Here is a 22,686-nt window from a genome sequence, read left to right on the forward strand (position 1 = left end):
ATCGTCGTCCTGGGCGCGCGGCCCGGAGTCGACGCGGCGGGCCTCCGGCCGGGGACGACGGGGTGACGCGGCTGCGGTGGTCACCCCGGCCGCGGCGGACGGGCGGTGGGCCGCCGATGGGTGACGGGCCGCGGCCGGGGTGGTCGGTTGCCGGTCTGGCGGGTGGCCGTGCCCCGCACTCGCGGGTCGCTGTGCCCCGCCCGCGGCGGGCGGTCCGCCGGTGGGCGACGGACCGGTCGGTCGGCCTCCGGCCGGGGGTCTCGGGTGGCCTTGCCGTCTTCGCGGCGGGGAGGGGCGACGCGGGGGTCGCCCGGGGCGGTGGGGCCGGGAGGAGGGCGGATGCGGCCCGTAACCCGGTGTGCCCCGTTAACCCGGTGTGTCCCGTTGCCGCAGCGTGCCCCGTGCCTTGGCCGGGCCCGTGGGGGGTCAGACGCGCGGGTCGGGGGCCGTGAGGCGGGCCCAGACCGTCACCTCGCCGGAGGCGCTGTCCCGCACCCCCCAGTCCTTCGCGAGCGCGGTGATGATGTTCAGCCCCCGGCCGCCGCGTGCCGTCACCGAGGGCCGTGCCGGGACGGGGCGCGTGGGACCACCGCCGTCCGTCACCTCGACCGTCAGGCCCCCCGCCGTATCGACCCGCCACGCGGCCCGTATGCCGCCGTCGCCGCGCTCCGAGCGCCGCAGCGGCCTCCCGTGCCGGCACGCGTTGCTCAGCAGCTCGGAGAGGACCAGCTCCGCATCCTCCACGACCGTGTCCGAAACGCCGCTGCCGCTCAGCTGCTCCCGCATGCGGTGCCGCGCCTCGCCCACGCCCGATGGGCCGTGGGACACCGCGACGCCCGACGACGCCGGTACTTCCCGCACCCCTATGACCGCCATTCGAGACCTCCCTTCGCCCACGCCACGGGTTGGATGCCCCGACCGTCTGGGCCGGAAACCGGCCACTGGGCAGCCTTTGACGCACTCGTGACATTCGGACACGGAGTGAACGCGCCGGGGCACAATCCGCCAAGCCACCACGTCCGACCTGCGGCTTTCACCCCTTATGAGGTGATTCGACCGAGTTGGTGCAGGACCTGTTTCGGCCGATTCGTGATGATCGCCTCGACCCCGAGCCGCACGCACAGCTCGACGTCCTCCGGCTCGTTCACCGTCCACACGTGCACGCGGTGCCCGGCCCGGTGCAGCCGGGCGATGTAGCCGGGGTGGCTGCGCACGATCCGCATCCCGGGCCCCGCGATCCGCGCGCCCGCGGGCAGGCGCCCGTCCCGCAGCCGCGGCGAGATGTACTGCATCAGGTAGACGGTCGGCAGCTGCGGCGACGCGCGCGCGATGCGGTGCAGCGAGCGCGCGGAGAAGGACATGATCCGCACGGTGGACTCCCCGGGTGCGGGCCGCGCGAGCCCGAACCGTCCGAGCGTCTCCAGCAGCCGCGCCTCCACCTGGCCGGCCCATCGGGTCGGGTGCTTGGTCTCGACGGCGAGCTGCACCGGCCTGCCCGCGTCCGCGACCAGCTCAAGCAGCCGTTCGAGCGTCAGCACCGACGTGTGGCCGGGGTCGCGGTACTCCGGGCTCTCCTCGCTCGTCGCGTACGCGGGGCTCTTCTTCCACGTGCCGAAGTCGAGGGCGGAAAGGTCCGAGAGTTCCAGTGCGGACACCGCGCCGCGGCCGTTGGATGTACGGTTCACCCGGCGGTCGTGCACGCATACGAGATGACCGTCGGCCGTGAGCCGTACGTCGCACTCCAGGGCGTCCGCGCCGTCCTCGATGGCCTTCATGTACGCGGCGAGCGTGTGTTCCGGCGCGTCCTCCGAGGCTCCCCGGTGGGCGACGACCTGAATGCTGTGCTGGCGGGCTTGGCTCACCGCGTCATGGTCCCACCGTGACGGGGCAGGAGGTCGTACGGCCGGACCACCGGCCGGTCGGCTCGAAGTGCGTCCTCTTTGTCCGAAGTAAAAGATGGCCAAAAGACGCACAGGTCCTGCTTACAGTGGCCCGACGTGCCGTGGGTAAGGGTTAACCACGACACTTGCACAGCGGGACGTTTGCAGCGGGACGCCTGCCGACGACAGACGCGGAACGTGGAACCGAGGAGTAAAGAGCTGTGAGCACCGAGAACGAGGGCACTGCGGGCGAGGGCACGGAGCGCCCCGCCACCCAGTCCGTACCTCCGGGGCCGGACGCCGCTCCTGACGGCGCCGCCGCTCGCGAGGCCACTCCGACGGCGGAGATCCCCCGCACGACCTCACCGGACGCCTCGTCGTCCTCCTCCTCTTCTTCCCCCGCCGGCTCCCCCGCCGAGGGCGGCGACTCGCCCGCGGCGGCCCCGGCCTCCCCGGCGCCCGCGCCGACCCCCGCTGCCCCGGCCCCCGGCCCGTACGCGCAGCACGAGCCGCCCACGTCAACGTCCACACCCCCGTCCACGCCCTCGTCCACGTCGACGTCGCACGAGCAGTCGCCGTACGGCGCGTACGGGCAGGCGTCAGCCGGCGCCACCCCGCCCCCGCCGAACCGGCCCCCGGCCGGCGGCTGGCCCCCGCCCGCACCGCCCGCCTACCCCGCGTACGGGGCCCCGGGCGACCAGAGCGGCCAGGGCTACGGCGGCGGCCAGGGACAGGACGGCGGCCACGGCGGCGGCTTCGGCGGTCCCGGCGGTCCCGGCGGCCCCGAAGGACCCGGCGACCACGGCGGCGGCCCCGTCTGGGGCGCGCCCGAGCACCAGCCCCCGAACCGCGGACGCCGCATCAAGGGCGGCCTGATCGCCGCGGTCATCGTCGGCGCGCTCGTTGCGGGCGGCGTCGGCGGCGGCATCGGCTACTGGGCCGCGTCGAGCAGCGACAACGGCGGCGTCGGCTCGACGACGGTCGCCGCGGCCGACCTGCCGAAGGGCAAGGCGGCCGGCGGCTCGGTCGCGGTGGTCGCCCACAACTCGCTCCCGAGCGTCGTCACCATCGACGCGACGAACGGCAACGGCAGCGGCGACACGGGCACCGGCTTCATCTTCGACAAGCAGGGCCACATCCTCACCAACAACCATGTGGTCGCGGACGCGGCGAGCGGCGGCAAGCTCACCGCCACGTTCTCGAACGGCAAAAAGTACCGGGCCAAGGTCGTCGGCCGGGCCCAGGGCTACGACGTCGCCGTCATCAAGCTGGTGAACGCGCCCTCGGGCCTCAAGCCGCTGCCGCTCGGCAACTCCGACAAGGTCCAGGTCGGCGACGCGACGATCGCGATCGGCGCGCCCTTCGGCCTGTCCAACACGGTCACCACCGGCATCATCAGCGCCGAGCACCGGCCGGTCGTCTCGGGCGACGAGAGCGGCAACAGCACCTCGTACATGAGCGCGCTGCAGACCGACGCGTCCATCAACCCCGGCAACTCCGGCGGCCCGCTGCTCGACGCGCGCGGCGCGGTCATCGGCATCAACTCGGCCATCCAGCCGGGCGGCGGTGGCGGTGGCGGCGGCCTCGGCGGCAGCAGCGGCCAGCCGGGCTCGGTCGGCCTCGGCTTCGCGATCCCGATCAACCAGGCGGCGAGCGTCGCCCAGCAGCTGATCAAGACCGGCGAGCCGGTCTACCCGATCATCGGCGCCACGGTCACCATGGACTCCGGCCAGCAGCAGGGCGACCAGGGCGGCAACGGCGCGGTCATCGCGTCCCAGGGCGTCGGCGGCAGCCAGGCGGTCACGCCGGGCGGCCCCGCCGCGAAGGCGGGCCTGCGGTCGGGTGACGTGATCACGAAGTTCGACGGCACCGCGATCGACAGCGGCCCCACGCTCATCAGCGAGATCTGGACGCACAAGCCGGGCGACCAGGTCAAGCTGACGTACCAGCGCAACGGCCAGAGCCACACGGTGCAGGTGACGCTGGGCTCCCGCAAGGGCGACAGCAAGAACTGACGAGAGCGGCCACGGGCCCCGCGTCCCCACCGGGGGCGCGGGGCCCGCGCGTTGGGCGCGCGGCCCGCGCGTTGGGCGCCCGGCCCACATGGCCAGACCCTCAGGACGCCCCGCCGTCACTCACCCGAAGGTGAACGAATACGCGCTCAGCCCCGGCGACAGCTTCACTTCGAGCGTCCCGCTCGTCGGGCTGTCCCCGTGCACGACGGTGTAGATGTCCGGCGCCCCCGACACCGCCTGCGTCGTGGTCCTGCCGTCGAGCGTGGTGGTGATCGTCCCCGTACCGCTGACGTCGAGGTAGACGTCGTCCGCCGAGAACGCGAGCTTGATCGACGCGTCCTTCTTGGCCGTCAGGGACTCCTTGCCGACGGACCAGGTGCCGTCCAGTGCGAACGCGTTGTCCGGCACGGACGACGGCGCGGTGAACCGGTGCGTGCCGCCGGAGAGCCGCCCGTCCACGAAGGAACCCGCGCGCTCGGAGCCGAGGTACGTCTCGGGCGTCATGTCCTGGTCGGTCGGCGTGGTGTCGGCGACGTGCGTGGCGGGCGGCAGACGCACGCCCGGGTGTGCGGCCGTCAGCAGCTGCCGGATCAGCCTCTCGCTCGTGTCGTACTCGCCCTCGCCGACGGCCACATGGCGCACCTCGCCCTTCGCGTCGATCAGGTACTCGGCGGGCCAGGAGTCGTTGCCGAAGCTGTTCCAGGTGGTGAACTCGTTGTCGAGCGCGATCGGGTAGCGCATGTGCAGCCGCTTCGCCCCGGCGCGGACGTTGGCCGGCACGTGCTCGAAGGCGTACTCGGGCGCGTGGACGCCGACGACGACGAGCCCGTCCTTCTTGTACTCCTTGTACCAGGCGTTGAGGTGCGGGATCGCCCGCTGGCAGTTGATGCACGAGTACGCCCAGAAGTCGACGAGCACGACCTTGCCCTTGAGCGCGCTCGCGGGCAGGGGCTTGTCGCCGGGGGTGTTGAACCACTGCTGGATGCCGGAGATCGCGGGCGCCTTGCCGCAGTTCGCGAGGTCGGGGGACGGCAGCATCGCGCAGTGCTGCAACCCGGCGGCCTGCTCCTGCCCCAGCGCGCCGACGGCGCCCGACTTGTCGAGCGCCTGGTTCAGGCCGGCGGTGTAGTCGGGCACGGCGCGCTGGAGAGCGTCGGTGACGTTGAAGGTGAGCGCCACGGCCAGCCCGATCACGACGAGGCCGGCCACGAACCGCACCCGGCGCTGCCGTTCCCGGAACACCTTGACCCGCTCGGCGACACGGTGACCAGCGAGCGCGAAGAACAGCAGCGGCGCCGCGGTGCCCACGGCGAAGGCGAGCGTCAGGGCGACAGTCCCCGCCCCGACGCGGTGCGTGGCGCCGGCGACGGTGATCGCGGCGAGCACGGGCCCCGCGCACGGCACGTAGACGGCGCCGAGCGCCAGCCCCAGCACGAAATCACCGCGCTCGCCGCGCACCCGGCGCTGCCCGATCCGCGCGAAGGGCCGCTCCAGCAGGTCCTGCACGCGGGGGAACATCATGGCGACGCCGAGCAGCACGAGCACCACGAGCCCGGCCCACCGGATGATGTCCTGCGGCACGGGCAGGGCACTGACGACGAGCGTCCCGAGCAGCGTGAACACGCTGAAGCTGACAGCGAGTCCCGCGACGACGAGATACGGACGCCGCCGCACGCCACCCGTCATGAAGACGACGGGCAGCACGGGAAGGACGCAGGGGGAGATCCCGGTGACGAAACCGCCGACAAGTCCGATGAGTACCAAGGTGAGCACGGACTCACGCTAGTTCGGCGCGAGGCGTCCAGGGACGCCACGAGGCTCGCACGGCCGAGGCTTCACCAAACGGTAAGGACCCTCAGCCCTCGCCGTCGTCCTCACGCCGATGCCGCCGAGGCCCGGCGCGCCGGGCCCTGTCACCGCCACTGGACGCCACGGCCTTGCGCCGCACCTTGCGCCGGGCGCCTGAGGTGTCGCGGGAGTGCCGATGCGAGGACTCGGCGGCCCCCTCCACATCGGCCGGCTCGTTCGGGGCGACGTCCCGGCCGCCGCCCCGAACGGCCCGGGAAGCAAGCTCGCCGCTGTCCCGAACGGCCCCGGAAGCCCCCTCGGTGGTGTCACGTGCAGCCCCGGAAGCCCCCTCAACGCCCTCGCCGACGGCCCCGGACACCCCCTCGGCGGACTGGCCGACGGACTCGCCGACGCCCTTCCCCGCTTCCCCCAGCCCCCGCCCGGCGTCGCCGACACCACGCCCGACCTCACGCCCCGCGTCACCCACACCCCGGCCGACCTCCCCCAGGGCGTCCCCGCCCGCCGCACCCACGTCCCGCACGGCGGAGGCGGCGGCCGAGGTGAGGTGTTCGAGGATCTGCGGATTGCGGTCCACGGAGGCGAGCAGCCGCTCGACGACGGACAACACGTTGTCCAGCCGCACCTTCAGCAGGGCCTGCGCCTCGACACCCTTGATGTCGAGCTCGACACGTCCGAGGTCGACATCGGCGCCCACGTTGAGCCGCAGCAGGTCAAGCACCTCGGCATGGAGGGAGACCCGGGCGCGCAGGTTCTCGACCTCGAGGTTGATCTCCTCGATGTTGAGGGTGGGAACGTCCAGCAGAACATCGGGCCCGCCATCCTCGGGCGCCTCCACGTCCACGTCGTCGGTCTGGTCGATGATCTCGGCATCGTCATCATCCACAAAACCACCATAAAACGGACGCGCGCCCCGCGCGCCAGGAAGAGCTTGACCTGGAGTGCACTCCAAGTTCTACGTTCTCGGGCAACAACCGCCCCGCCGAAGAAGGACGAGCATGAGTGAGGACACCCCCACCGACACCACGGCCGCCGAGACCCGCGAGGACCGCTTCGAGCGCGGCATGGAGGTGCTGGACCGCGTCGACGGCGAGGTGGGCCGCAAGGTCGTCGACTCCCTGGCCGACGTCTCCCCCGAACTCGGCCACCAGGTGGTCGCCTGGGCGTTCGGAGACATCTACAGCCGCCCAGAACTGGCCCCACGCGACCGCCAGTTGGTGACGCTGGGCATGCTGACGGCCCTGGGCGGCTGCGAACCGCAACTGGAGGTGCACATCAACGCGGCGCTCAACGTGGGCCTGACCCCGGACGAAGTGGTCGAGGCCCTGCTCCACGCGTCGGTCTACTGCGGGATGCCCAGGGCCCTGAACGCCACGGCGGTAGCCAAAAAGGTCTTCGCGACCCGAGGCACCCACCCCAAGCCCTGACGCCCCCTGCCCGCGACGTGCCCCACCAAGTGATCCCAATTCGCATCGCCGCCCCCACCGCAGGCGGGCCCGCCGACGCCGGACGGGGCGCAAGGTGGTGGTGCGGGCGGAGGCTGGTTCATCAGACACCAGCAGACAGCCTGGGCCGACGCCGGGGTGCCTTCCACTTCGGCGCCCGAATCCATACCTGCCTCCAGCTCGCCGTCGAAGCAGACCGAGACGCCCGGGCCGGATCACCGTCCTTCGCCCGCAGGGAGCGAACTCTGATCGCAACATGATGGGCGCCCGAGGCACGGTGGCGAGCAGCGGACGCCGGGGGAGCCTTACCGGCGTGAACGCCTACGGTGCTCCCGTGTGGCATCTTCGGCGCAGCGGAGAAGGCGGCATGTTCGACCCGTGCACCCGCAACTTCGACGCCGTGTGGGAGACCGCGACGCCAGTAAGTGAAGGGTGACCAAGGCAAGGACCGAGTACTACGACGATCCATCCGCGCCTGAGCCGAACAGCTTGGTGGTCGCTGCGTCGGCCGTGGTCACCAACGACCAGGGGCAGATTCTCCTTCAGCGCCGACAGGACAACGACCTCTGGGCGCTACCCGGCGGCGGCATGGACATGGGCGACTCACTCCCAGGGACAGCCGTTCGCGAGGTGAAGGAGGAAACGGGTCTGGACGTGGAGATCACGGGGCTCGTGGGCACGTACACCGATCCGCGCCACATCATCGCCTACTCGAACGGCGAGATCCGCAGGCAGTTCAACGTCTGCTTCACCGCCCGCGTGCTTGGCGGCGCACTCGCAATCTCGGACGAGTCCACGGAGCTGCGGTTTGTCCATCCGAAGCAGATCGATCAGCTGCCCATGCACCACACGCAGCGGCTCCGGATCCGTCACTTTCTGGAAGGTCGTGAGCGGCCTTACCTCGGCTGACTTATCGATCCGGTTAAAACCTCCGTCTGCGGGTGATCCGATAGGTGGATCTCGGGGGGGGGCACAGTCAGTGCACCCCATGCGGACCATGGCCTCCGCGCGAGGCCGGGGACAGGTACGCTGTAGGCGCTCCGGCGCTGGTCGCGCGGGGCGAGGTGGGTTGCCCGAGCGGCCTAAGGGAACGGTCTTGAAAACCGTCGAGGCGGCAACGTCTCCGTGGGTTCAAATCCCACACCCACCGCACGTGAACGGCCCCTGACCAGGCCCTATGGTTGGGGGCCTTCGCCATGCCCGGCGCCCGCCTGGCACCGCTGTTCCCCTCCGGATTCGGCTCCATGGGGCAGGCAGGGGCAGGCATACCGGCCCCCTTCGGGCCCGGTCACGCTCAGCGAAAGAGCTGCGGTAGAGGACAGACTTCGAGTGCCGCATCTGGCTGGTCCGCCCAACGCCACCAGAGATGTTCCCGTCCGCACTTCCAGAGCGACCGACAGGTTCGCCCCATGCCCTCGCGGCGCACGATTGTCAGCCCGACGTTCGCCAGCATGTCTTCGCACTCCGGGCACGGCACCGGGTCGTCCATCTCCTCTACTCCCGTCCTCGTACTACCGGTTGATCAAAATCTCGTACACGATCTCGCAGTGCGCGGCGGGCACCCCGATGTCCGCTGTCTCGGCCGGCCGCCCCTGATCCCTGTAGTACGTCCGCCGGATGTACGTCACGAGCGCCGCTTTCTGGATCCCAAGTAGCGACGCCTCTTCGGCGGTCGCCTGTCTGGGCTCCGGCTGTTCCCCAGCATGGGTGACGGTCACACCGATCACGGCCATGCGGTTCACAACGCCTGCCCGCGCAGCGCCTCTCGCGCCGCAGCTTCGGACGAATCCGCAAGTTGCCGTCTGGCCGCTTCCAGACGCGCTGTCCGGGGCCTGACGGGCTGCTGCGACTCGCCGACCGGGCCTTCGCCACCAAGACGGATGCCGACCGCTGGTTGATGCGGAAGTGCATCGAGATCGAAGAGGGGAAGTGGATCTATCCGGTCGAGGGAAGGATCACCATGCGGGATGGGTCGGCACGTTGGCTGGCGGCAGTCTCGCCCCCAGCTCAAACACAAGACACGGGCCTCGTACCGGTCGCTGATCAACTCGCTGATCGTCCCGGAGCTCGGTGACCGCGAGTTGTCCGCGCTGCGACCGATCACTGTCGCCGAATGGGTGGGCGCCATGAAGACCCGGGGCTCAGCGCGTCACGCATCCGCCAGGCATATCGAGTGCTGCCGCAGATCATGAGGGCGGCCGTCGACAACGAGATGGTCGCGCAGGCGCCGTGCCGGAACGCGGCGGCTCCCCATGACCTGCTGATCGCGCTGATCGCGTACGCGGGGCTGTGGGTCGCGTAGGCGCTCGCGCTGAGACGGGCGGACATCGACGTGGCGGGCGGATCCGCCCTTTGTGTCGCTGTAACTCGAGTGACCGTAGCTGCCTCGAATATGTGAGGCGGCGGGAGTGCGGGGGCCCATATGATCCCTGATGGGATGGGGCTCGTAGCGCAGTGGCTGTCGCGCCTTCACCGCATGTGGGAGGACGCCGGTTCGAATCCGGTCGGCCCCATCCTGTTTGCTTTCCAGCTGTTCAGGCTCTGGAAACGCCAGCCATGACTCAGAGTGCCCAGTCACAGAAGTTGTGCCAGAGCCCGAGAACCGACGGCAACAGACCCTCTTGATGCCATCGAACGGTCGCGAACGGCCTTGCTCTAACTGGAGCCGAGGGAGGCCGCGATGCCCTCAAGGATTCCGACGAACTCCTTGGCCGGTGTCTCGACCGTGAGGACTGCACCTGCGTCTCCGGGGTGGTTGAGCATGTGTTCCCGACGCCAGAACGACAGTGTGATCACCAGGCGCTCCTCTTGGCGGAACAGGTGGGCAGTCACGTTGTCGGTGGTGGGCCCCCAGAGCAGGACCCGAAACCGGCTACGCAGCTGGTAGTCGGCCTCGGGCTCGTCGTCGTCCCCCGCACGTCGCAGGAGACGCTGGTGTGTGGCTTCGGCGGACAAGCCGGCGAAAGGCAGGGGCGGACCTTGGCCGGACCGCAACCAGTCGGCCGTGTCCAGCACATCGCGGCGGAACTGGGAGGCGAACGCCATATTGTCGTCGCAGGTCAGCAACCTTCCAGCTGCCCAGAGGTCGACCCGACACAGTGCTCCTGGCTCGCCGATCTCCGCACCGAATCTGGACTTGTCCCCCAGAATCACGTTCATGCCGATCACCGTCGCAGGCTCAGCTCTACACAACAACCGAATACCTCGCAGTGCCTGTCGACGGCGTACCTCAGTAGAGATCGGATGGCCGCTGACCTCGGCGGCTCCCGAAGTATTGAACTCAGCACTCAGTGCAAGGGCCCCTGACCGTGCATCTGGTCGCGGGCCGCTCTCTTGATCAAGCTCCTTGAACGTTCCGGCCTCGCACAGGTAGAACCCGATGCGTGACCGTCTTCTACTGCGCCAAGTGTGGGACCGCACTCACCGAGGGCCTGATGGCGCTGCCGCTCGTTCCGGAGGTGGCTGACCCAGATCAGGGCCGGGACAAGAAGACCGGCCGGGCCCGCTCAACCGTCCCCGGCGGGTACTACGCCATCGACCCCGAGCCGTGGGGCGCTCCGTTCGTCGTCGCCGATGCATCCCGCGGCCTCCCTTGCAGCACGGGGCGCGAGCTGCTGAGAGCCGACACCGGCACCACACTGTCCGCCGGATGGCGTGACAGCTTCGTCCTCCACCCGGACGACGTCCTGCCACACCTCGAACCCTTCACGCACAGGGACAACTGGCTCGGGTGCTGCGGTCCCACCGGCGCACACGGACCCAACCTGGCCTGCTCCTGCGGCTCGCGCTTGGCCACGTGGGCGGCGGACTGCTTGGGCCCGAACGAGCTCCACCTTGACCCGGTCCGTGTCTACGCCGCCCGGCACCAGGGCTGACCTTGGTCGAGGGGCACGCAGCGCGCACGTTGACGACGACAACGGCTCCCCAGCGGCGCCGGTATCCGTCTGACCCCCTGCACTTCAGTCGCCCCAGAACCCGACGTAACTGCCCCGGGTGGTCACGCATGCGGCGAGTACTTCTGCGAGAGCATCAAGTGCTGCGGGCTGCTGGGCGTCTGCGGACTGTTCCTTCAGACCGGGCACCTCGCTGAGGGCGGCTGCGGCCTCCCGCTCATTCATCACTGTGCGCCCGTACAGGTCGACAGCGGTGAGCCGACCAGGGACTACTGAGGTAGTAGAGCGACCCCAATACGTCCGCCAGTGCCTCCCCGTGCCCGCAGCACCCTCGCAGGAACGAGATCCCCTCGCCGCTCGCCTGCCTGGGCTCTGACTGCTCCTTCGTGTGGCTGACAGTCATCCCGATCGCGGCCATGCGGTTCACGACTCCAGCCCTTGCGGCCGGGCCTTCCTTCGGGGGACGACGAGCGACCCGCAGGCCAGGTCGTAGGGGCCCCAACTCATCGACAGGTGCGCTGGCCTGCCGTCCGCCAGGAGCTCGTACACCGTCCGGAGACACAGCTCTCCGCTCGACGATCTTGAGCCGTGCGGCGATGTCGGCCGGCACCGGCTCAGCGCTCGGGCGCGCGCGTCACCACCAGGCACAGAGTTGCGCAGCGGCACAGTTTCGGCCTCGCTGATACCTTGAGTGCCGGGTACGACGTGCGGGTGGGGTAAAGGGTGGGGGCCCAGATGAAACACGTGCCTTTTTTCCGATGGGTGGGAACTCTCGGCCTGCTGCTCATCGGGTGCTCGGTGTGGTTGTACGCGACGGTGCCGGAGCCGAAGCAGGTCGACTTGACGGTGATCAGCGAGCGGCCTGACGGCGCGTGCACAGTCCGCTGGTTCGATCCCTTCGCAAAAGACCTCGACCACGTCGAACGCGAAGCGCGGTATCAGTGCGACGTCGGCCGCGACCCGATTCTGAAGGCGCCCAACTACGATCCGGAAACCGGCTACGGCTGGGACACCGGATTTGTCGTGCCCGAGGGACCGCACAAGGGAGAGCTCGAGGGCGACGACAACGTTGAGTGGCGGACCACCCTCTCCGACGACACACTTCTGGGCGGAGTTTTCCTGATCATTCTCGGTGCCGTCGGCGGTAACCTCCGCTCGTTGGCCCGAATGACCGGTGCCAACCCCGACATCGTCCGCCGAGCCCGGCGGCTGCGGGACGCCGCCGCTCTGGTTGCCCAGGACCATCGCCTGGCCATGCAGGCTGTCAGGGAGGCGTGGACACCGAAGCGGGCGCTGGAGGACCCCGAAGTTCTCTCCGCCCTACGGGTGCTGGCCGAGACCGGCCCGCGGGGCCGCAAGGTGGCTGCGGCCGCAGACGCACTGGTCGACCGCCTGGAGCCGCTGCTGGCGGATGCTGCCCCCGCTGCTGGCCGTAGACAGATGCTCGCTGCGGGCCGGGAAGAGCGCCACCATGCGAAATTCGCCCTCGCCGAGCTACGCGTGGTGCTGGACGAAACCGAGACCCGGGGCCTGGCTGAGCAGTTCGCCCAGACCTCGGTCGACCTTTTGCGAGGCGCGGACACCGACCCGAATAATCTCTCCACCCGTGTGGACTTCGAATCCCGTCCGGTGGAATACCGCAGCGTCCTCGCGGCCATCGTCGGTCGGGATTTGCCCGGAACCGAGACTTCAGTCCAGCAGGCAGTAGCCGCAAAAGGCGACGCTTGTGCCATGGACACGGACGAGGGCGAGCACCTGACCGACCGCTGATGACAGCAGGCGAATCACCGAAGGGCGGCCTTGAACGCCCAGCTGCGTACGGAGATTACGAGGGACGCCCTGCGATGCGACACCCCTGCGGACGGATGGGCTACCGATTACCGGTCCTCGGCTAGGGCTCGTTCGATCAAGGGAACCGTTCTGCGACCTACCGACCGTCGGGCTCTTGAAGACCGTCGCGGCGGCAACGTCTCCGTGGGTTCAATCCGTGCTCTGCGAGACCGCGACAGCGACCGCGACCGATCAAGGCGTGCATCTTGGTTTCCTTGCCGTCCAGCACCCTGGCGTAGTAGCGCTGTAGTACGGCCACGCTCCGCCAGGGCCCGGAGGGCCCTACCCCGCGTGGCACAAGGCCCTCAAGATCACTTGCTCTCCCGGCAAATGGCTGGCAAAGTCCGGCAGATGGCCGCATCTCGGCGGCGTGTTGGGGAGGGCTGCTGTGGGCGTGGGTATTGTGCTGCTTGTGTTGGGGATGGCCGGTGTGGTCTGGGGTGCCTTTTTGGGCCTCAACTTGCGCGGTGCGACGGACAAGGCCGCGGCGCGTCGCAATGCTGCACGGGCCGTGGCCGCTGCCCAGACGATGGACTTGGGACTGACGGAGCCGTCGCGTTTGGGTACCTGGTTCTTCCGGCTCATGGGCGGTATTGCGCTACTCGGAGGCCTGTTCCTCGGCTTCGTCGGCTTGGCCTTGACCCTCGCAGGTTGAACCACCGCCTCACAGGCGCCGCCCGGGCCAGCCAGGAGACGCGACTGTCGTGGGGTTGCATGGGGATGTGGTTGCCGTGGACGCAGGGGGTTAGCGCTCCTTGCCGAGGCGGACGGCCTTGCCGCCCTTGAGTCAGCCGACGACCCGCGAGCGCTTCCTGCCGTGCGGGGCTGCTGTCCTGCTCCCCGCCCAGCGCCGAACTGCTCATCGACCTCCGCATGAACTGCGCCGTCGCGCCGGCTGAGCGCTTGAGTGGCCCAAGGCGGACTTTGACCCGGCACTACCCGCGGCCGGTCGCTGGTCGCGACGAACAGGTGGCGAAAGCGGCGGACTCGTGGCTCACCGCCACTGGGCGTGGGTACCGGCTTGATCAAGTTCCCGGCATGCTGTGTCTATGACAAGGGGGCGGGGGCGCGCGATTGCTCGCTACAGCATGCTCACCCTGCTAGGTGCCGCGGCGGTGGCGTGGACTGTGATCACAGGTCTCGCTCGACTGGAGGTGCTGGGAGACCCTGTTCAGGTGCGACTCGCAGAATGCCACCAGGAGGGCGGAGGGCGCGGGGGTAGCCACGCGGTATGCAGCGGTCCTCAGGTTGGCAACGAGACGCACACGGTGAAAATCGAGTACGAGGGCCACCGGGGAGAGGTCGTACGAGCTGTGCAGAAGGCTTGGGGCGGCTACGAGCCCGTGGAAACAGGTTTCGTTGCATGGGGCACCTGGGTCCTGACGCCGGTCATTCCCGCCCTAGGCACAGTCGTGGCCGGAGCGCTCGCCGGCCGAGAGATACGCCGGGCATGGGGCGAGGGCCGACGGACCTCTTCGCGTTTCTGAGACACGTAGGGGGCACACGGTGATGACCACGGCGCCATCGGGGCATCCGTACGTGTCGGCGCACGCCCGGCACCACCGTTCAACCTGTACTTCAGTCGGAGCGCATGGCTACTGGACGGATGGGCGCAAGCTGGCGTGGGGGCGAGCGTCAGTGGCCGCCGCTGGGGGTGTCGCAGCCCGAGTGGTCGGGATAGCCGCCGAAGGCGTGGGCTTGCGTGGTGTCGCGGTCCATCGTGCCCTCGACGCACACCGGGGAGGCATTGACCTCGACAAGGAAGCTCACCCCGGTAGGGCCGTTCTGATACGACTCCACTGTGTCGGCGGGGTAACCAAGGCCGGTGAGCGCGCTACGGGTGCTGGCCGGGGCGAAGTCGCCTCGTTTGCGCAATGGTTCGAGTGCCTTCTCGATACGGTCGACGGCCGCGAGTCCGTCGCAGCGGCTCTGCCCGTAAAGGGGGAAGGGGTCCCGGAAGCCGTGGTTCTCGGCATAGTGGTCGCCGGGCGCGGCCGAAACCGGACTGGCCGAGGTCGTCGGTGTCGGCGTGGTTGTCTCCCCGGGGCACGGGAGGTTCGTCGGCTTGCTGGGCGTCGATATCGCAGTCGGTGTGGGGTGGGTGCGCCGGTACGCGTCGCCGGCGCTTTCCGGCCGCTGAGTTCCGCAGCCTGCCGTCAGCAGGGCCAGCATCGCCAGCGCAAGAACCCCGCCCTGGACCTTCGTCGTCCTGGTCACCGTCATGTACCGATCATTGCCTACGTGGCGGCGGCCTTCCTGAGTCGTCCTACTCAGGTCGGTGGTGCGGCTCATCCGGGCGGAGCTCGCGAACAGCTGGTGCACTAGCCCTCCTCCGGGGTGTCCACCCAGGTGTGTTGCTCGGTGTGGCCGACGAACAGGCAACAGCCCTCGCCGTCGGGGCCGGGGGCGGACACCGGGCAGTCCAGCAGGATGGCCAGGTCCACCTCGGTCTTCCCCCGCCAGCGCAGCCACAGCGCCGTCCCGTATTCGCCCAGGTCACCGAGCAGGCCGAAGTGTTCGGTGCCCTCTCCGTGCGTGGGCAACTGGCACCGCACAGCCGTGTCGACGCACTCCGCTGCCCACCCCTCCCGCGCTTCCCATGCCAGGTGCGACGGCACCGAGCGCCAGTGCGTGCAGCGCATCACGACACCGTCCGGATGGACACGACCGAGTACCGCTGCCGCCGAACGCACCTGCGACAGGCACACGGTGGGTAGCGGCCCGGGTTGTCCGTGACCAGTGGGTCGGCCCCCACGCGTACCTCCGTGAGAGGCCCCCACGTCCGTCCGGAGTCGTGGGAGACCCGTAGCGTCATTCGTACGTCGTCCTGTCCGTTCGCCATGGTCAGGAGCATCGCGATGCGCGGGCTCGGCCAGAAAGGCCAAGCGGATTACCCAATGTGGGTAACATCACTCTCGGTTCGTCAACGTCAGCTTTCCGTAGTCGTCATGCCGGAGCGTCTCCGATGCCCAAGCCACCTCGCTCGAAGGAGCTCCCGGTCTGCTCACGGATCCAGCGATGATCGGGGCGTGCAGGGCCAGAGACTTCGGCTGTATCTTCAAGCTGGTCAAAGCCCGAGCGGGCATCTATCCGTCGATGATCGCGCGCCGCTGCGACCTCACCCCGAGCCGTGTCGGCGAAGTGATCGCCGGACGAAGACAGTTGTTGCACATGGACGTGATCGAGCGGATCTCGGACGGCCTCCACATCCCTGGGCACATGCTCGGTCTTGCCCGGCGCGCCTGGGAAGCGCCTGCCGGTCTGACGGTCACGCCTCGAGAACCGGCCGAGGAACGGATCCCGCCGGACGAGCCACTGGTCGCCGCGCTGCCAGGAGCCGACGTGGACAGCGTCCTCGCTCTCACGGCCGAGCGGGATCTCAGCCCGTCGACGTTGGACGCACTGCATTCATCGATCGCGGACTACTGGCGCCGGGACGACGAGCACGGTGGTGAGACCTTACGGCCGGCGGTCGTCGGCCAGCTCCGCTACGTCGTCGATCTCCTCAAGGAACAGCGCCCCGCTCCCTTTCGGGACGGACTGCACAGCATCGCGGCCGAGTTGGCCAGGCTGACCGGGTGGACCTACTTCGACGCCCGTCAGTACAACCAGGCGCGCGCCTACTTCACCGAATCCCTTGCCCTTGCCAAGACCATCGGCGACCACACGTTCATGGCCAATGTCCTCGCCTGCATGAGCCTGCAGGCCACCTACCAGGACAAGCCCGGCGACGCCCTCGCACTCGTCAGCGCGGCACAGGACCAGGCACGAGCGGTCCTGGGGACGACACCGCGCGTACTGGCCATGCTCGCGATGCGTGAGGCCTTCGCCCATGCCACGCTGGGCGACCAAGACGCGACCCACACCGCGATCTCGGAAGCTCACACCCACTTCGGCCGGATCACTACCGGCGATCCTGACCCGGCCTGGGTCGCCTACTTCAACGAGCCGAAGCTCATCGCCGACACCGGCATCGCGCACGGCCGCCTCGGCGAAGCCGCCCTTGCCGAGCCCCTCATCGCGGATGCCCTGCGCAGAGAAGATCAGGCGAGCCACCGAGGCCGCGCGTTTCACGCAGTCTGGCTCGCCCGGACCCAACTCCAGCGCGGCAAACTCGACGAAGCGTGTCACACGGCCATGGATGCCCTGGTTCCGGCGGCTGCCGTCAGCTCGCAGCGAGTCGTCGGCCACCTCCGGGAGTTCCACGCGCAGTTGGAACCCTTTCGCCGGGAACCGGCCGCGGTGGCGTACGAGGCCAGGCTTCGGGACGTACTGCCCGGCCGAGTCAGCGGATCGCCTCGTCCATGAGCAGGTAGAGCAGCCCGACGAGGGACCCGCTGCTGACGATCTCGCGTCGGTCGATCATGGCCCGCACATCGGCCAGCGGTATCCACTCGATCCTGTCCGACTCGTTCTTCTCGGTCGGCGGGCCCACGTACGTCGCCCCATCGGCCCGGAAGATGTGGTGCTGGGAGTCGGTGATGCCGTTGGCCGGCTCGGCGTAGATCAGGGGCTTGACCGGATTGGGCCGCCAACCGGTCTCCTCCAGCACCTCACGGGCAGCAGCCTCAGCCGGCGTCTCCCCCTCCTCGACCAGCCCCATGGGCAGCTCCCACGCCCACGCGTTCGTGATGAAGCGATGCCGCCACATCATCAGGACCTCCCGCCGCTCGTTGACAACAGCGGCCACGGCCAGGTGCCGGAGCTTGACGACGTGGTGCTCCCAGCGGTTCCCGTCCGGCGTCTCGACGTCGGTGAGCCAGAGGTTCACCCAGCTGTTCTCGTAGATCGGACGTTCTCCGTGGATCTTCCACTGCATCGCTGCCGCCCCTCTCGATCGGCTTCCAGGATCGCAGGGATCGGCTTGGCAGAAGGCGGGAAGTGCTTTGCGATCGGGGGTGACAATTACGCGCCGCACTTGATCACGCAGTAGTACGCCCGGGTCGCGTATCTGCCTGCGCGCGAGCCTCCGCGTCCGGCTTAGTCGCCCGTAGCCTCCCAGCCCTGAGCGTCGAGTTCGGACCGTTGAGCTGCGAGCGCCGCATGGGGAGTTGGAGGCAGAGAACGCCGTGACGAGAGAGGTAGGCACGCCGCAGACCAAGGGTGCACGACTGTTTCGGGAGACCCGGATCGCGGGCATCCATCTTCCGTCTTGGCAGCAGGAGACCGACGCGGACATCTTCGAGGCCATCGAGAAGACGTTGTGCTGACTGCGGGTGCGCCCCTGAACCCTCGGGGGCGTATCTTTCCCGTGCTTGCTGTCTCGTGCGCGGCGTGCAGCCGTCGCACTCGGTCTCGGGGGAAACATGCTCATGCGCGGATGGAAGCCGGTTCTCGTCGTCCTGCTGCTCGCAGGCGTCAGTGCCTGTACTGCCTCGTCCCGGCCGAGCGGGCCCGACCACGGCGCTGGACGGCAGACAGCCTCGGCCCAGCCCACTGCCACATCGGCGGGCGGGCGCATTGACACGCCGTTCGACGGGAGCATCTTCATCGGCGGGAACGCCGCAGGTGTCCGCGCTCAGATCGACACGGAGGCGCATCCCCTCAGCTTCGTCGACGTCAGCGGGCGGCACCGCGACGTCACCGACGAGGCCGACTGGAAGGTATGCGCGCAGGAGCCGTCCAAGGTCAGCCAGGCCGGCGGTCAGGTCGTCGTTTTCGGTGTCGTCATGACCGGCGAGCACTGCTGAGAACGGGTGTCGAGTGCGTCAGGTCCGTACGGGGAAGTCAGGGTGCCTGGTGTAGGGCGAGGCAAGGTCCCGCGAGCCGTCGCTCGGCCAAGGGGGCGCACGCTTGGCCGGACAGGCACGCGCTACGCGTCCCCGAAGCGCAGTACGAAGCGTCGCTGCCAGGGCGTTTCCACAGCACGGTGGTCGTAGTGACGGCGGACGTACGCCACGGCTTCGTCCGGCGGGACGCCGTCGAGGACAGCCATGCATGCCAGGGCCGTACCCGTCCGCCCCCGTCCGCCGCCGCACGCGACCTCGACGCGTTCGGTCCGCGCCCGGGTCAGCGCCTCCGCCAACACCTCCCGGGCTTCCCGGCGGTCCTTGGGAAGGCGGAAGTCGGGCCACCGCAACCATCGGGCTTCCCATTCCGTCTGCGGAGGCTGCTTACCGAGCAGGTAGACCCCGAAGGACGGCGCCGGCCCCGCGGGCAACGGGTGACGCAGACCCCGGCCACGCACCAGCGAGCCCGAGGGAAGCCGCAGGATCCCGTCCGTCGAGTCCCACTTTTCGCCCATGCGAGCACCTTACCGAGGGGCAGAGTCGGGAGATTCACGTGAAACATTCACGTGAAACATTTCCGGGCCCCGGCGCGTCAGTGAAGACGTGGGGGCGGAGAGCAAGGCCGGACGTGCGAGACATGCGGACGGCTTCAGGGAGTTCGCGGCGGGCCGGGCGGGCCGGCTGTTTCGGTCTGCCTGCCTTCTGACCAGCGGTGACATACATCTGGCCGAGGATCTCGTGCAGGAGACGCTGGGCCGCATGTACACCGTGTGGGGAACCTCCCGCGTGGAGAACCCCGCCGCCTACGCCCAGGCCGTCCTCGTGCGCTGCTTCCTCACCCACCGGCGTCGCCGTTCCGCCACGGAACGGCCTCTCGGTGAACTGCCCGAGGGGGCCGCGCGGTCGGAGGGCGACGCCGATCTGCGCCTGGCCCTCCTCGACGCGCTCGCCCGACTCGCGCCCAAGGACCGTGCGGTGGTGGTCCTTCGGTACTGGGAGGACCGCAGCATCGAGGAGACCGCCGAGGCGATGAGCGTCAGCGCGGCGGCCGTACGCACCAGATCGGTGCGGGCCTTGGCCAAGTTGAGGCAGCAACTTGGAGGCACGTACATCGAGTTCGCGCCTTCCTGACGGACCCAGAGGAAACCGAGCAGGGGAGTGACTTCAGCATGCCGGAAGACGAGAGATTCGTTGACGAGCTCGGCCTGGCCATGCACCGGACCGGTGATGTGTTCACCCCGGCGGACAGCGGTGCGCTGGTCGAAGGCGGGGTGGCCAGGGGGCGTCGCAGGCAGGCCAGGCGGCGGATTGCCGCGGTCGCGGGGAGCGTCCTGGCCGCCGGGGCTGCCGCGTTCGGTGGCGCCTACGGTGCCGGAATCGTGGGCGCCGGCGGAACGCCTGCCGCTGCTTCGCGCGCCGCGGACCCGTCCCTTGCGTCCGCCACACCCGCCGCGTTCACGGGGCCGCAGATGGTCGCCGCCATGCGCAAGGTGATGCCCGCGGGCTCGATCACGGGAGTCGAGGCCACCGGCGTCGACGAGCGGCCGGGCCCCACCGTCTCCTTCGTGTACGACGACCACAAGGGACCGTCCGCTGTGAGCCTCGCGGTCGAAGGGGCGAGCGCTGCCGCGCGCGATCGCGTCACCTGCCCCGACAAGGGGGCCGTCCCGTACGACGACTGCACGACGAGCACCCTGCCCGACGGGTCCCGGCTCATGATCATGAAGGGGTACGAGTATCCGGACAGACGGGAGAAGACCAAGCTCTGGACCGGGACCCTGGTCGCACCCGGTGGAGGCACGGTCGAGGCGCGGGAGTGGAACGCGCCCTCGGAGAAGGGCTCACAGATCTCCCGCGCCGAACCGCCGCTGGATACAGAGCAGTTGGAGAAGCTGGTCTCGTCCGATGTCTGGCACGCGCCGCTCGCGCAGATGTCCGCGCGGCATCCCCGTACACCCGTACCGCCCTCGGCCACGCAGGCTCCTGATGGGGACACGCTCAGAAAGACGCTGCGCGCCCTGCTGCCCCCCGGCATCAAGGTCACCGGTCAGGGCACCGGCGACGACGGCGAGTACACCTACCTCCTCGTGGACGACGGCCGCGGAGTGACCCGGCTGGAGATCAACGTGCAGCCGAACATGTCGGACGTGAGGGACCAGCTCTTCGGCAGCGACTCGACCACACTGCCCGACGGCACGCAGCTGTCGCGGCGCAAGGAGCCCAGTGAGAAGGGCGGCGCCGGCATGGTGATGTGGCAGGCCGACACCATGAGGCCCGACGGGCTGCGTGTCGTGGTCTTCGAGAGCAACGGCGCTCAGCAGTACGGCCCGAAGACCCGGACCACGCCCGCGCTCACCCTCGATCAGCTGACGAAGATCGCCACCAGCAAGCAGTGGCTGAAGTGGGGCCGGGCTTCCTGAGGTCGGCTGCCACATGCACGCATGCATGTATGCGCGTCGTGACGGCAACCGCACTGTCCGCGACGAGTTGTCGGCGGACAGGCGGACCGCCAGGCATGAGCGGGGTGCGAGGTGTGTGCTGGGCGCGGCTTCGACCTGCGGTGATGTGGGCGTGATCAAATTTCTTGCGATTAATCCCGGTTTGTGTGGTTTTGAGGCTGTGAGTGGATACCCGGTGCTCGAACCGCGAACCAAGGAGGAATCGCGATGATCACACAGGCACAGATCCCCGCGGTCCTGGACCACCCCGTCTACGATTCCGGCGGGAACAAGATCGGCAGCGCGAAGCACGTCTTCTACGACGACGCCACGGGGAATCCCGAGTGGGTCACCGTGAAGACCGGGATGTTCGGCTCGAGCGAGTCCTTCATCCCCACGCACGACGCCAGTCTCGTCCAGGACCACCTGGAAGTCCCCTACGGCAAGGACCAGATCAAGGACGCGCCCAACGTCGACATCGACGCCGGCGGGCACCTCTCCGAGCAGGAGGAGCACCGCCTGTACAAGTACTACGGCCTCGATGGCGGCCTCGACGACCGGCAGGGCGGCAAGCACGCCAAGACCGGCGGCGGTCCGGACGCCAAGGGCGGCATGGCCGCCATGGGCGGCGCCGGCGCGGTGGGTGCGGCCGGTGCGGCCGGGACGGCGAACCGGCGCGACTCCGCCGCGGAAGCGGGCACCGCGGGCAGGGCCGGCGACATGGACGACGACGCCGCCATGCGGCAGTCCCGTGCGGCCATGGCGCCCAGCGACGCATCGGCGCTCGACCTGGACAAGGAGGCCATGGGCAGGGACACGGCGAGCCGCGCGCCCACCAGCACCGCGCGCGCCGACGACATGACCGGCGCCGAGGACATCGCCATGACCCGCTCCGAGGAGCACATGACGGTCGGCACCGAGCGCCACGAGGCAGCGAGGGCCCGGCTGCACAAGTACGTGGTCACCGAGGAGGAGCAGCAGACCATCCCCGTGCGCCACGAGGAAGTGCGTGTCATACGCGAGCCGATCACCGCGGAGAACCGCGACGCCGCCATGCGGGGCGCCGACATCTCCGAGGCCGACCACGAGGTCACACTGCACGAGGAGCGCCCGGTGGTCGAGATGCACACCGAGCCCGTGGAGCGCGTCCGGCTCACCACCGAGGAGAAGGTCGAGCAGCAGACCGTCACCGGCACCGTGCGCAAGGAGCGCATCGAGGCCGAGACGGAGGCTCCGGACGGGACGAAGGGGCACGTGTCGGGCCAGGATCGCGGTGGCCGCGGCGGCATGCCCCAGTCCTGACCTGACCGGGTCTGACCTGACCTGGCCTGACCGGTCCTGACGCGATCGCGTCGGGCCGGTTGGGCGGGCGGAGGCCGGTGCGTGCGGTCAGTGGAGCGGCGTGGGGCGCCACGGGCTCCGACGTCGCGGCCCACGGCGCTGCCGCGAGCCGCCCCCGCTGGCGCGCGCCCCCCCCGCCGTTCCCAGATCGGGAGAGCGGGCGCCTGAGCCCCGGTCTCCGACGGATCGGGCATGCCGGCCTCCGCCTGGGAAGAGGGGGGGGGGGGGGGGGGGGGGGGGGGGGGGGGGGGGGGGGGGGGGGGGGGGGGGGAGGGGGGGGGGGGGGGGGGGGGGGGGGGGGGGGGGGGG

At 69.6% G+C, this 22,686-nt stretch carries 21 protein-coding genes, 2 tRNA genes and 4 pseudogenes; 16 read left to right on the forward strand and 11 right to left on the reverse strand.

Annotated features, from left to right (window positions below):
* Positions 1-426: 426 nt before the first annotated feature.
* Entirely contained in the window at positions 427-876 is a 450-nt protein-coding gene (locus JFN87_RS08210) for an ATP-binding protein (RefSeq protein WP_209339249.1), read from the reverse strand.
* A 164-nt stretch (positions 877-1,040) separates the two neighbouring features.
* Positions 1,041-1,862: a glycerophosphodiester phosphodiesterase gene (locus JFN87_RS08215; protein WP_209339250.1), complete on the reverse strand. Its 822-nt coding sequence runs from the start codon at positions 1,860-1,862 to the stop codon at positions 1,041-1,043.
* Positions 1,863-2,101: 239 nt separating this feature from the next.
* Here JFN87_RS08215 and JFN87_RS08220 point away from each other — a divergent pair, with 239 nt between their 5' ends.
* Positions 2,102-3,895, forward strand: coding sequence for a S1C family serine protease (locus JFN87_RS08220; protein WP_209339251.1), 1,794 nt, complete (start codon positions 2,102-2,104; stop codon positions 3,893-3,895).
* Positions 3,896-4,015: 120 nt separating this feature from the next.
* On the opposite strand, the gene JFN87_RS08225 is transcribed toward JFN87_RS08220, so the two are convergent.
* The gene (locus JFN87_RS08225) at positions 4,016-5,668 is read right to left on the reverse strand and encodes a cytochrome c biogenesis protein DipZ (protein ID WP_209339252.1); all 1,653 of its coding nucleotides are present in this window, start codon (positions 5,666-5,668) and stop codon (positions 4,016-4,018) included.
* Positions 5,669-5,750: 82 nt separating this feature from the next.
* On the reverse strand, positions 5,751-6,587 hold the full coding sequence (locus JFN87_RS08230; protein ID WP_209339253.1) for a hypothetical protein: 837 nt from the start codon (positions 6,585-6,587) through the stop codon (positions 5,751-5,753).
* A 112-nt stretch (positions 6,588-6,699) separates the two neighbouring features.
* Here JFN87_RS08230 and JFN87_RS08235 point away from each other — a divergent pair, with 112 nt between their 5' ends.
* The 4 genes and pseudogenes from JFN87_RS08235 (at position 6,700) to JFN87_RS08245 (ending at position 8,296) form a co-directional block, all read left to right on the forward strand.
* Complete coding sequence (locus JFN87_RS08235) at positions 6,700-7,128, forward strand: carboxymuconolactone decarboxylase family protein (RefSeq protein WP_209339254.1); 429 nt, start codon at positions 6,700-6,702, stop codon at positions 7,126-7,128.
* 328 nt (positions 7,129-7,456) lie between these two features.
* Positions 7,457-7,582 (forward strand): annotated as a pseudogene (locus JFN87_RS33565) (XRE family transcriptional regulator); the annotation flags it as partial.
* The gene (locus tag JFN87_RS08240; protein WP_209339255.1) at positions 7,579-8,055 is read left to right on the forward strand and encodes an NUDIX domain-containing protein; all 477 of its coding nucleotides are present in this window, start codon (positions 7,579-7,581) and stop codon (positions 8,053-8,055) included. The pseudogene JFN87_RS33565 and the gene JFN87_RS08240, both read left to right, overlap by 4 nt.
* A gap of 154 nt (positions 8,056-8,209) precedes the next feature.
* Positions 8,210-8,296: transfer RNA gene (locus tag JFN87_RS08245), tRNA-Ser, on the forward strand.
* A gap of 361 nt (positions 8,297-8,657) precedes the next feature.
* Here JFN87_RS08245 and JFN87_RS08250 read toward each other — a convergent pair.
* Positions 8,658-8,903: pseudogene (locus tag JFN87_RS08250) on the reverse strand (UTRA domain-containing protein); the annotation flags it as partial.
* Between JFN87_RS08250 and JFN87_RS34660 the strand changes: the two are divergent.
* Together JFN87_RS34660 and JFN87_RS08260 are read left to right on the forward strand one after the other, a co-directional pair.
* Positions 8,894-9,445 (forward strand): annotated as a pseudogene (locus JFN87_RS34660) (tyrosine-type recombinase/integrase); the annotation flags it as partial. The pseudogenes JFN87_RS08250 and JFN87_RS34660 sit on opposite strands and share 10 nt — an antisense overlap.
* Positions 9,446-9,585: 140 nt before the next feature.
* Positions 9,586-9,659: transfer RNA gene (locus JFN87_RS08260), tRNA-Ala, on the forward strand.
* Between the two features lie 142 nt (positions 9,660-9,801).
* On the opposite strand, the gene JFN87_RS08265 is transcribed toward JFN87_RS08260, so the two are convergent.
* Positions 9,802-10,305, reverse strand: a complete 504-nt coding sequence (locus tag JFN87_RS08265; protein ID WP_245178959.1) for a hypothetical protein — start codon at positions 10,303-10,305, stop codon at positions 9,802-9,804.
* A gap of 224 nt (positions 10,306-10,529) precedes the next feature.
* Here JFN87_RS08265 and JFN87_RS08270 point away from each other — a divergent pair, with 224 nt between their 5' ends.
* A complete protein-coding gene (locus tag JFN87_RS08270; protein ID WP_209339256.1) occupies positions 10,530-11,021 on the forward strand; it encodes a hypothetical protein in 492 nt (163 codons plus the stop codon).
* Between the two features lie 352 nt (positions 11,022-11,373).
* Here the strand turns inward: JFN87_RS08270 and JFN87_RS33570 are convergent.
* Positions 11,374-11,652: pseudogene (locus JFN87_RS33570) on the reverse strand (GntR family transcriptional regulator); the annotation flags it as partial.
* Between the two features lie 122 nt (positions 11,653-11,774).
* On the opposite strand from JFN87_RS33570, the gene JFN87_RS08275 reads away from it, so the two are divergent.
* Positions 11,775-12,809, forward strand: a complete 1,035-nt coding sequence (locus tag JFN87_RS08275) for a hypothetical protein (protein WP_209339257.1) — start codon at positions 11,775-11,777, stop codon at positions 12,807-12,809.
* 454 nt (positions 12,810-13,263) lie between these two features.
* Positions 13,264-13,524, forward strand: coding sequence for a hypothetical protein (locus JFN87_RS08280; RefSeq protein WP_209339258.1), 261 nt, complete (start codon positions 13,264-13,266; stop codon positions 13,522-13,524).
* Positions 13,525-14,504: 980 nt separating this feature from the next.
* Here the strand turns inward: JFN87_RS08280 and JFN87_RS08285 are convergent.
* A complete protein-coding gene (locus JFN87_RS08285) occupies positions 14,505-15,191 on the reverse strand; it encodes a hypothetical protein (RefSeq protein ID WP_307865363.1) in 687 nt (228 codons plus the stop codon).
* Entirely contained in the window at positions 15,191-15,511 is a 321-nt protein-coding gene (locus tag JFN87_RS08290) for a hypothetical protein (protein ID WP_209339259.1), read from the reverse strand. The genes JFN87_RS08285 and JFN87_RS08290 overlap by 1 nt, the downstream gene beginning before the upstream one ends.
* Positions 15,512-15,887: 376 nt before the next feature.
* Here JFN87_RS08290 and JFN87_RS08295 point away from each other — a divergent pair, with 376 nt between their 5' ends.
* On the forward strand, positions 15,888-17,177 hold the full coding sequence (locus JFN87_RS08295; protein ID WP_209339260.1) for an NsdA family TPR-like regulatory protein: 1,290 nt from the start codon (positions 15,888-15,890) through the stop codon (positions 17,175-17,177).
* On the opposite strand, the gene JFN87_RS08300 is transcribed toward JFN87_RS08295, so the two are convergent.
* Positions 17,155-17,688 (reverse strand): NUDIX hydrolase, encoded by a 534-nt coding sequence (locus JFN87_RS08300; RefSeq protein ID WP_209339261.1) that lies wholly within the window; start codon positions 17,686-17,688, stop codon positions 17,155-17,157. The genes JFN87_RS08295 and JFN87_RS08300 overlap by 23 nt on opposite strands.
* A 250-nt stretch (positions 17,689-17,938) precedes the next feature.
* On the opposite strand from JFN87_RS08300, the gene JFN87_RS08305 reads away from it, so the two are divergent.
* A complete protein-coding gene (locus JFN87_RS08305) occupies positions 17,939-18,079 on the forward strand; it encodes a hypothetical protein (protein WP_209339262.1) in 141 nt (46 codons plus the stop codon).
* A gap of 102 nt (positions 18,080-18,181) precedes the next feature.
* Entirely contained in the window at positions 18,182-18,559 is a 378-nt protein-coding gene (locus JFN87_RS08310; protein WP_209339263.1) for a hypothetical protein, read from the forward strand.
* 122 nt (positions 18,560-18,681) lie between these two features.
* Here JFN87_RS08310 and JFN87_RS08315 read toward each other — a convergent pair whose 3' ends face one another.
* Complete coding sequence (locus JFN87_RS08315; RefSeq protein WP_209339264.1) at positions 18,682-19,113, reverse strand: protein-tyrosine phosphatase family protein; 432 nt, start codon at positions 19,111-19,113, stop codon at positions 18,682-18,684.
* Positions 19,114-19,201: 88 nt separating this feature from the next.
* Between JFN87_RS08315 and JFN87_RS08320 the strand changes: the two genes are divergently transcribed.
* The 3 genes from JFN87_RS08320 (at position 19,202) to JFN87_RS08330 (ending at position 22,338) form a co-directional block, all read left to right on the forward strand.
* Positions 19,202-19,729, forward strand: a complete 528-nt coding sequence (locus JFN87_RS08320) for a SigE family RNA polymerase sigma factor (protein WP_209339265.1) — start codon at positions 19,202-19,204, stop codon at positions 19,727-19,729.
* A 38-nt stretch (positions 19,730-19,767) separates the two neighbouring features.
* A complete protein-coding gene (locus JFN87_RS08325; RefSeq protein WP_209339266.1) occupies positions 19,768-21,018 on the forward strand; it encodes a hypothetical protein in 1,251 nt (416 codons plus the stop codon).
* Positions 21,019-21,264: 246 nt separating this feature from the next.
* Positions 21,265-22,338 (forward strand): PRC and DUF2382 domain-containing protein, encoded by a 1,074-nt coding sequence (locus tag JFN87_RS08330; protein ID WP_209339267.1) that lies wholly within the window; start codon positions 21,265-21,267, stop codon positions 22,336-22,338.
* Positions 22,339-22,686 lie beyond the last annotated feature (348 nt).

Origin of the sequence: Streptomyces montanisoli, from assembly GCF_017813245.1 — a bacterium.
Classification (GTDB): Bacteria; Actinomycetota; Actinomycetes; order Streptomycetales; family Streptomycetaceae; genus Streptomyces; species Streptomyces montanisoli.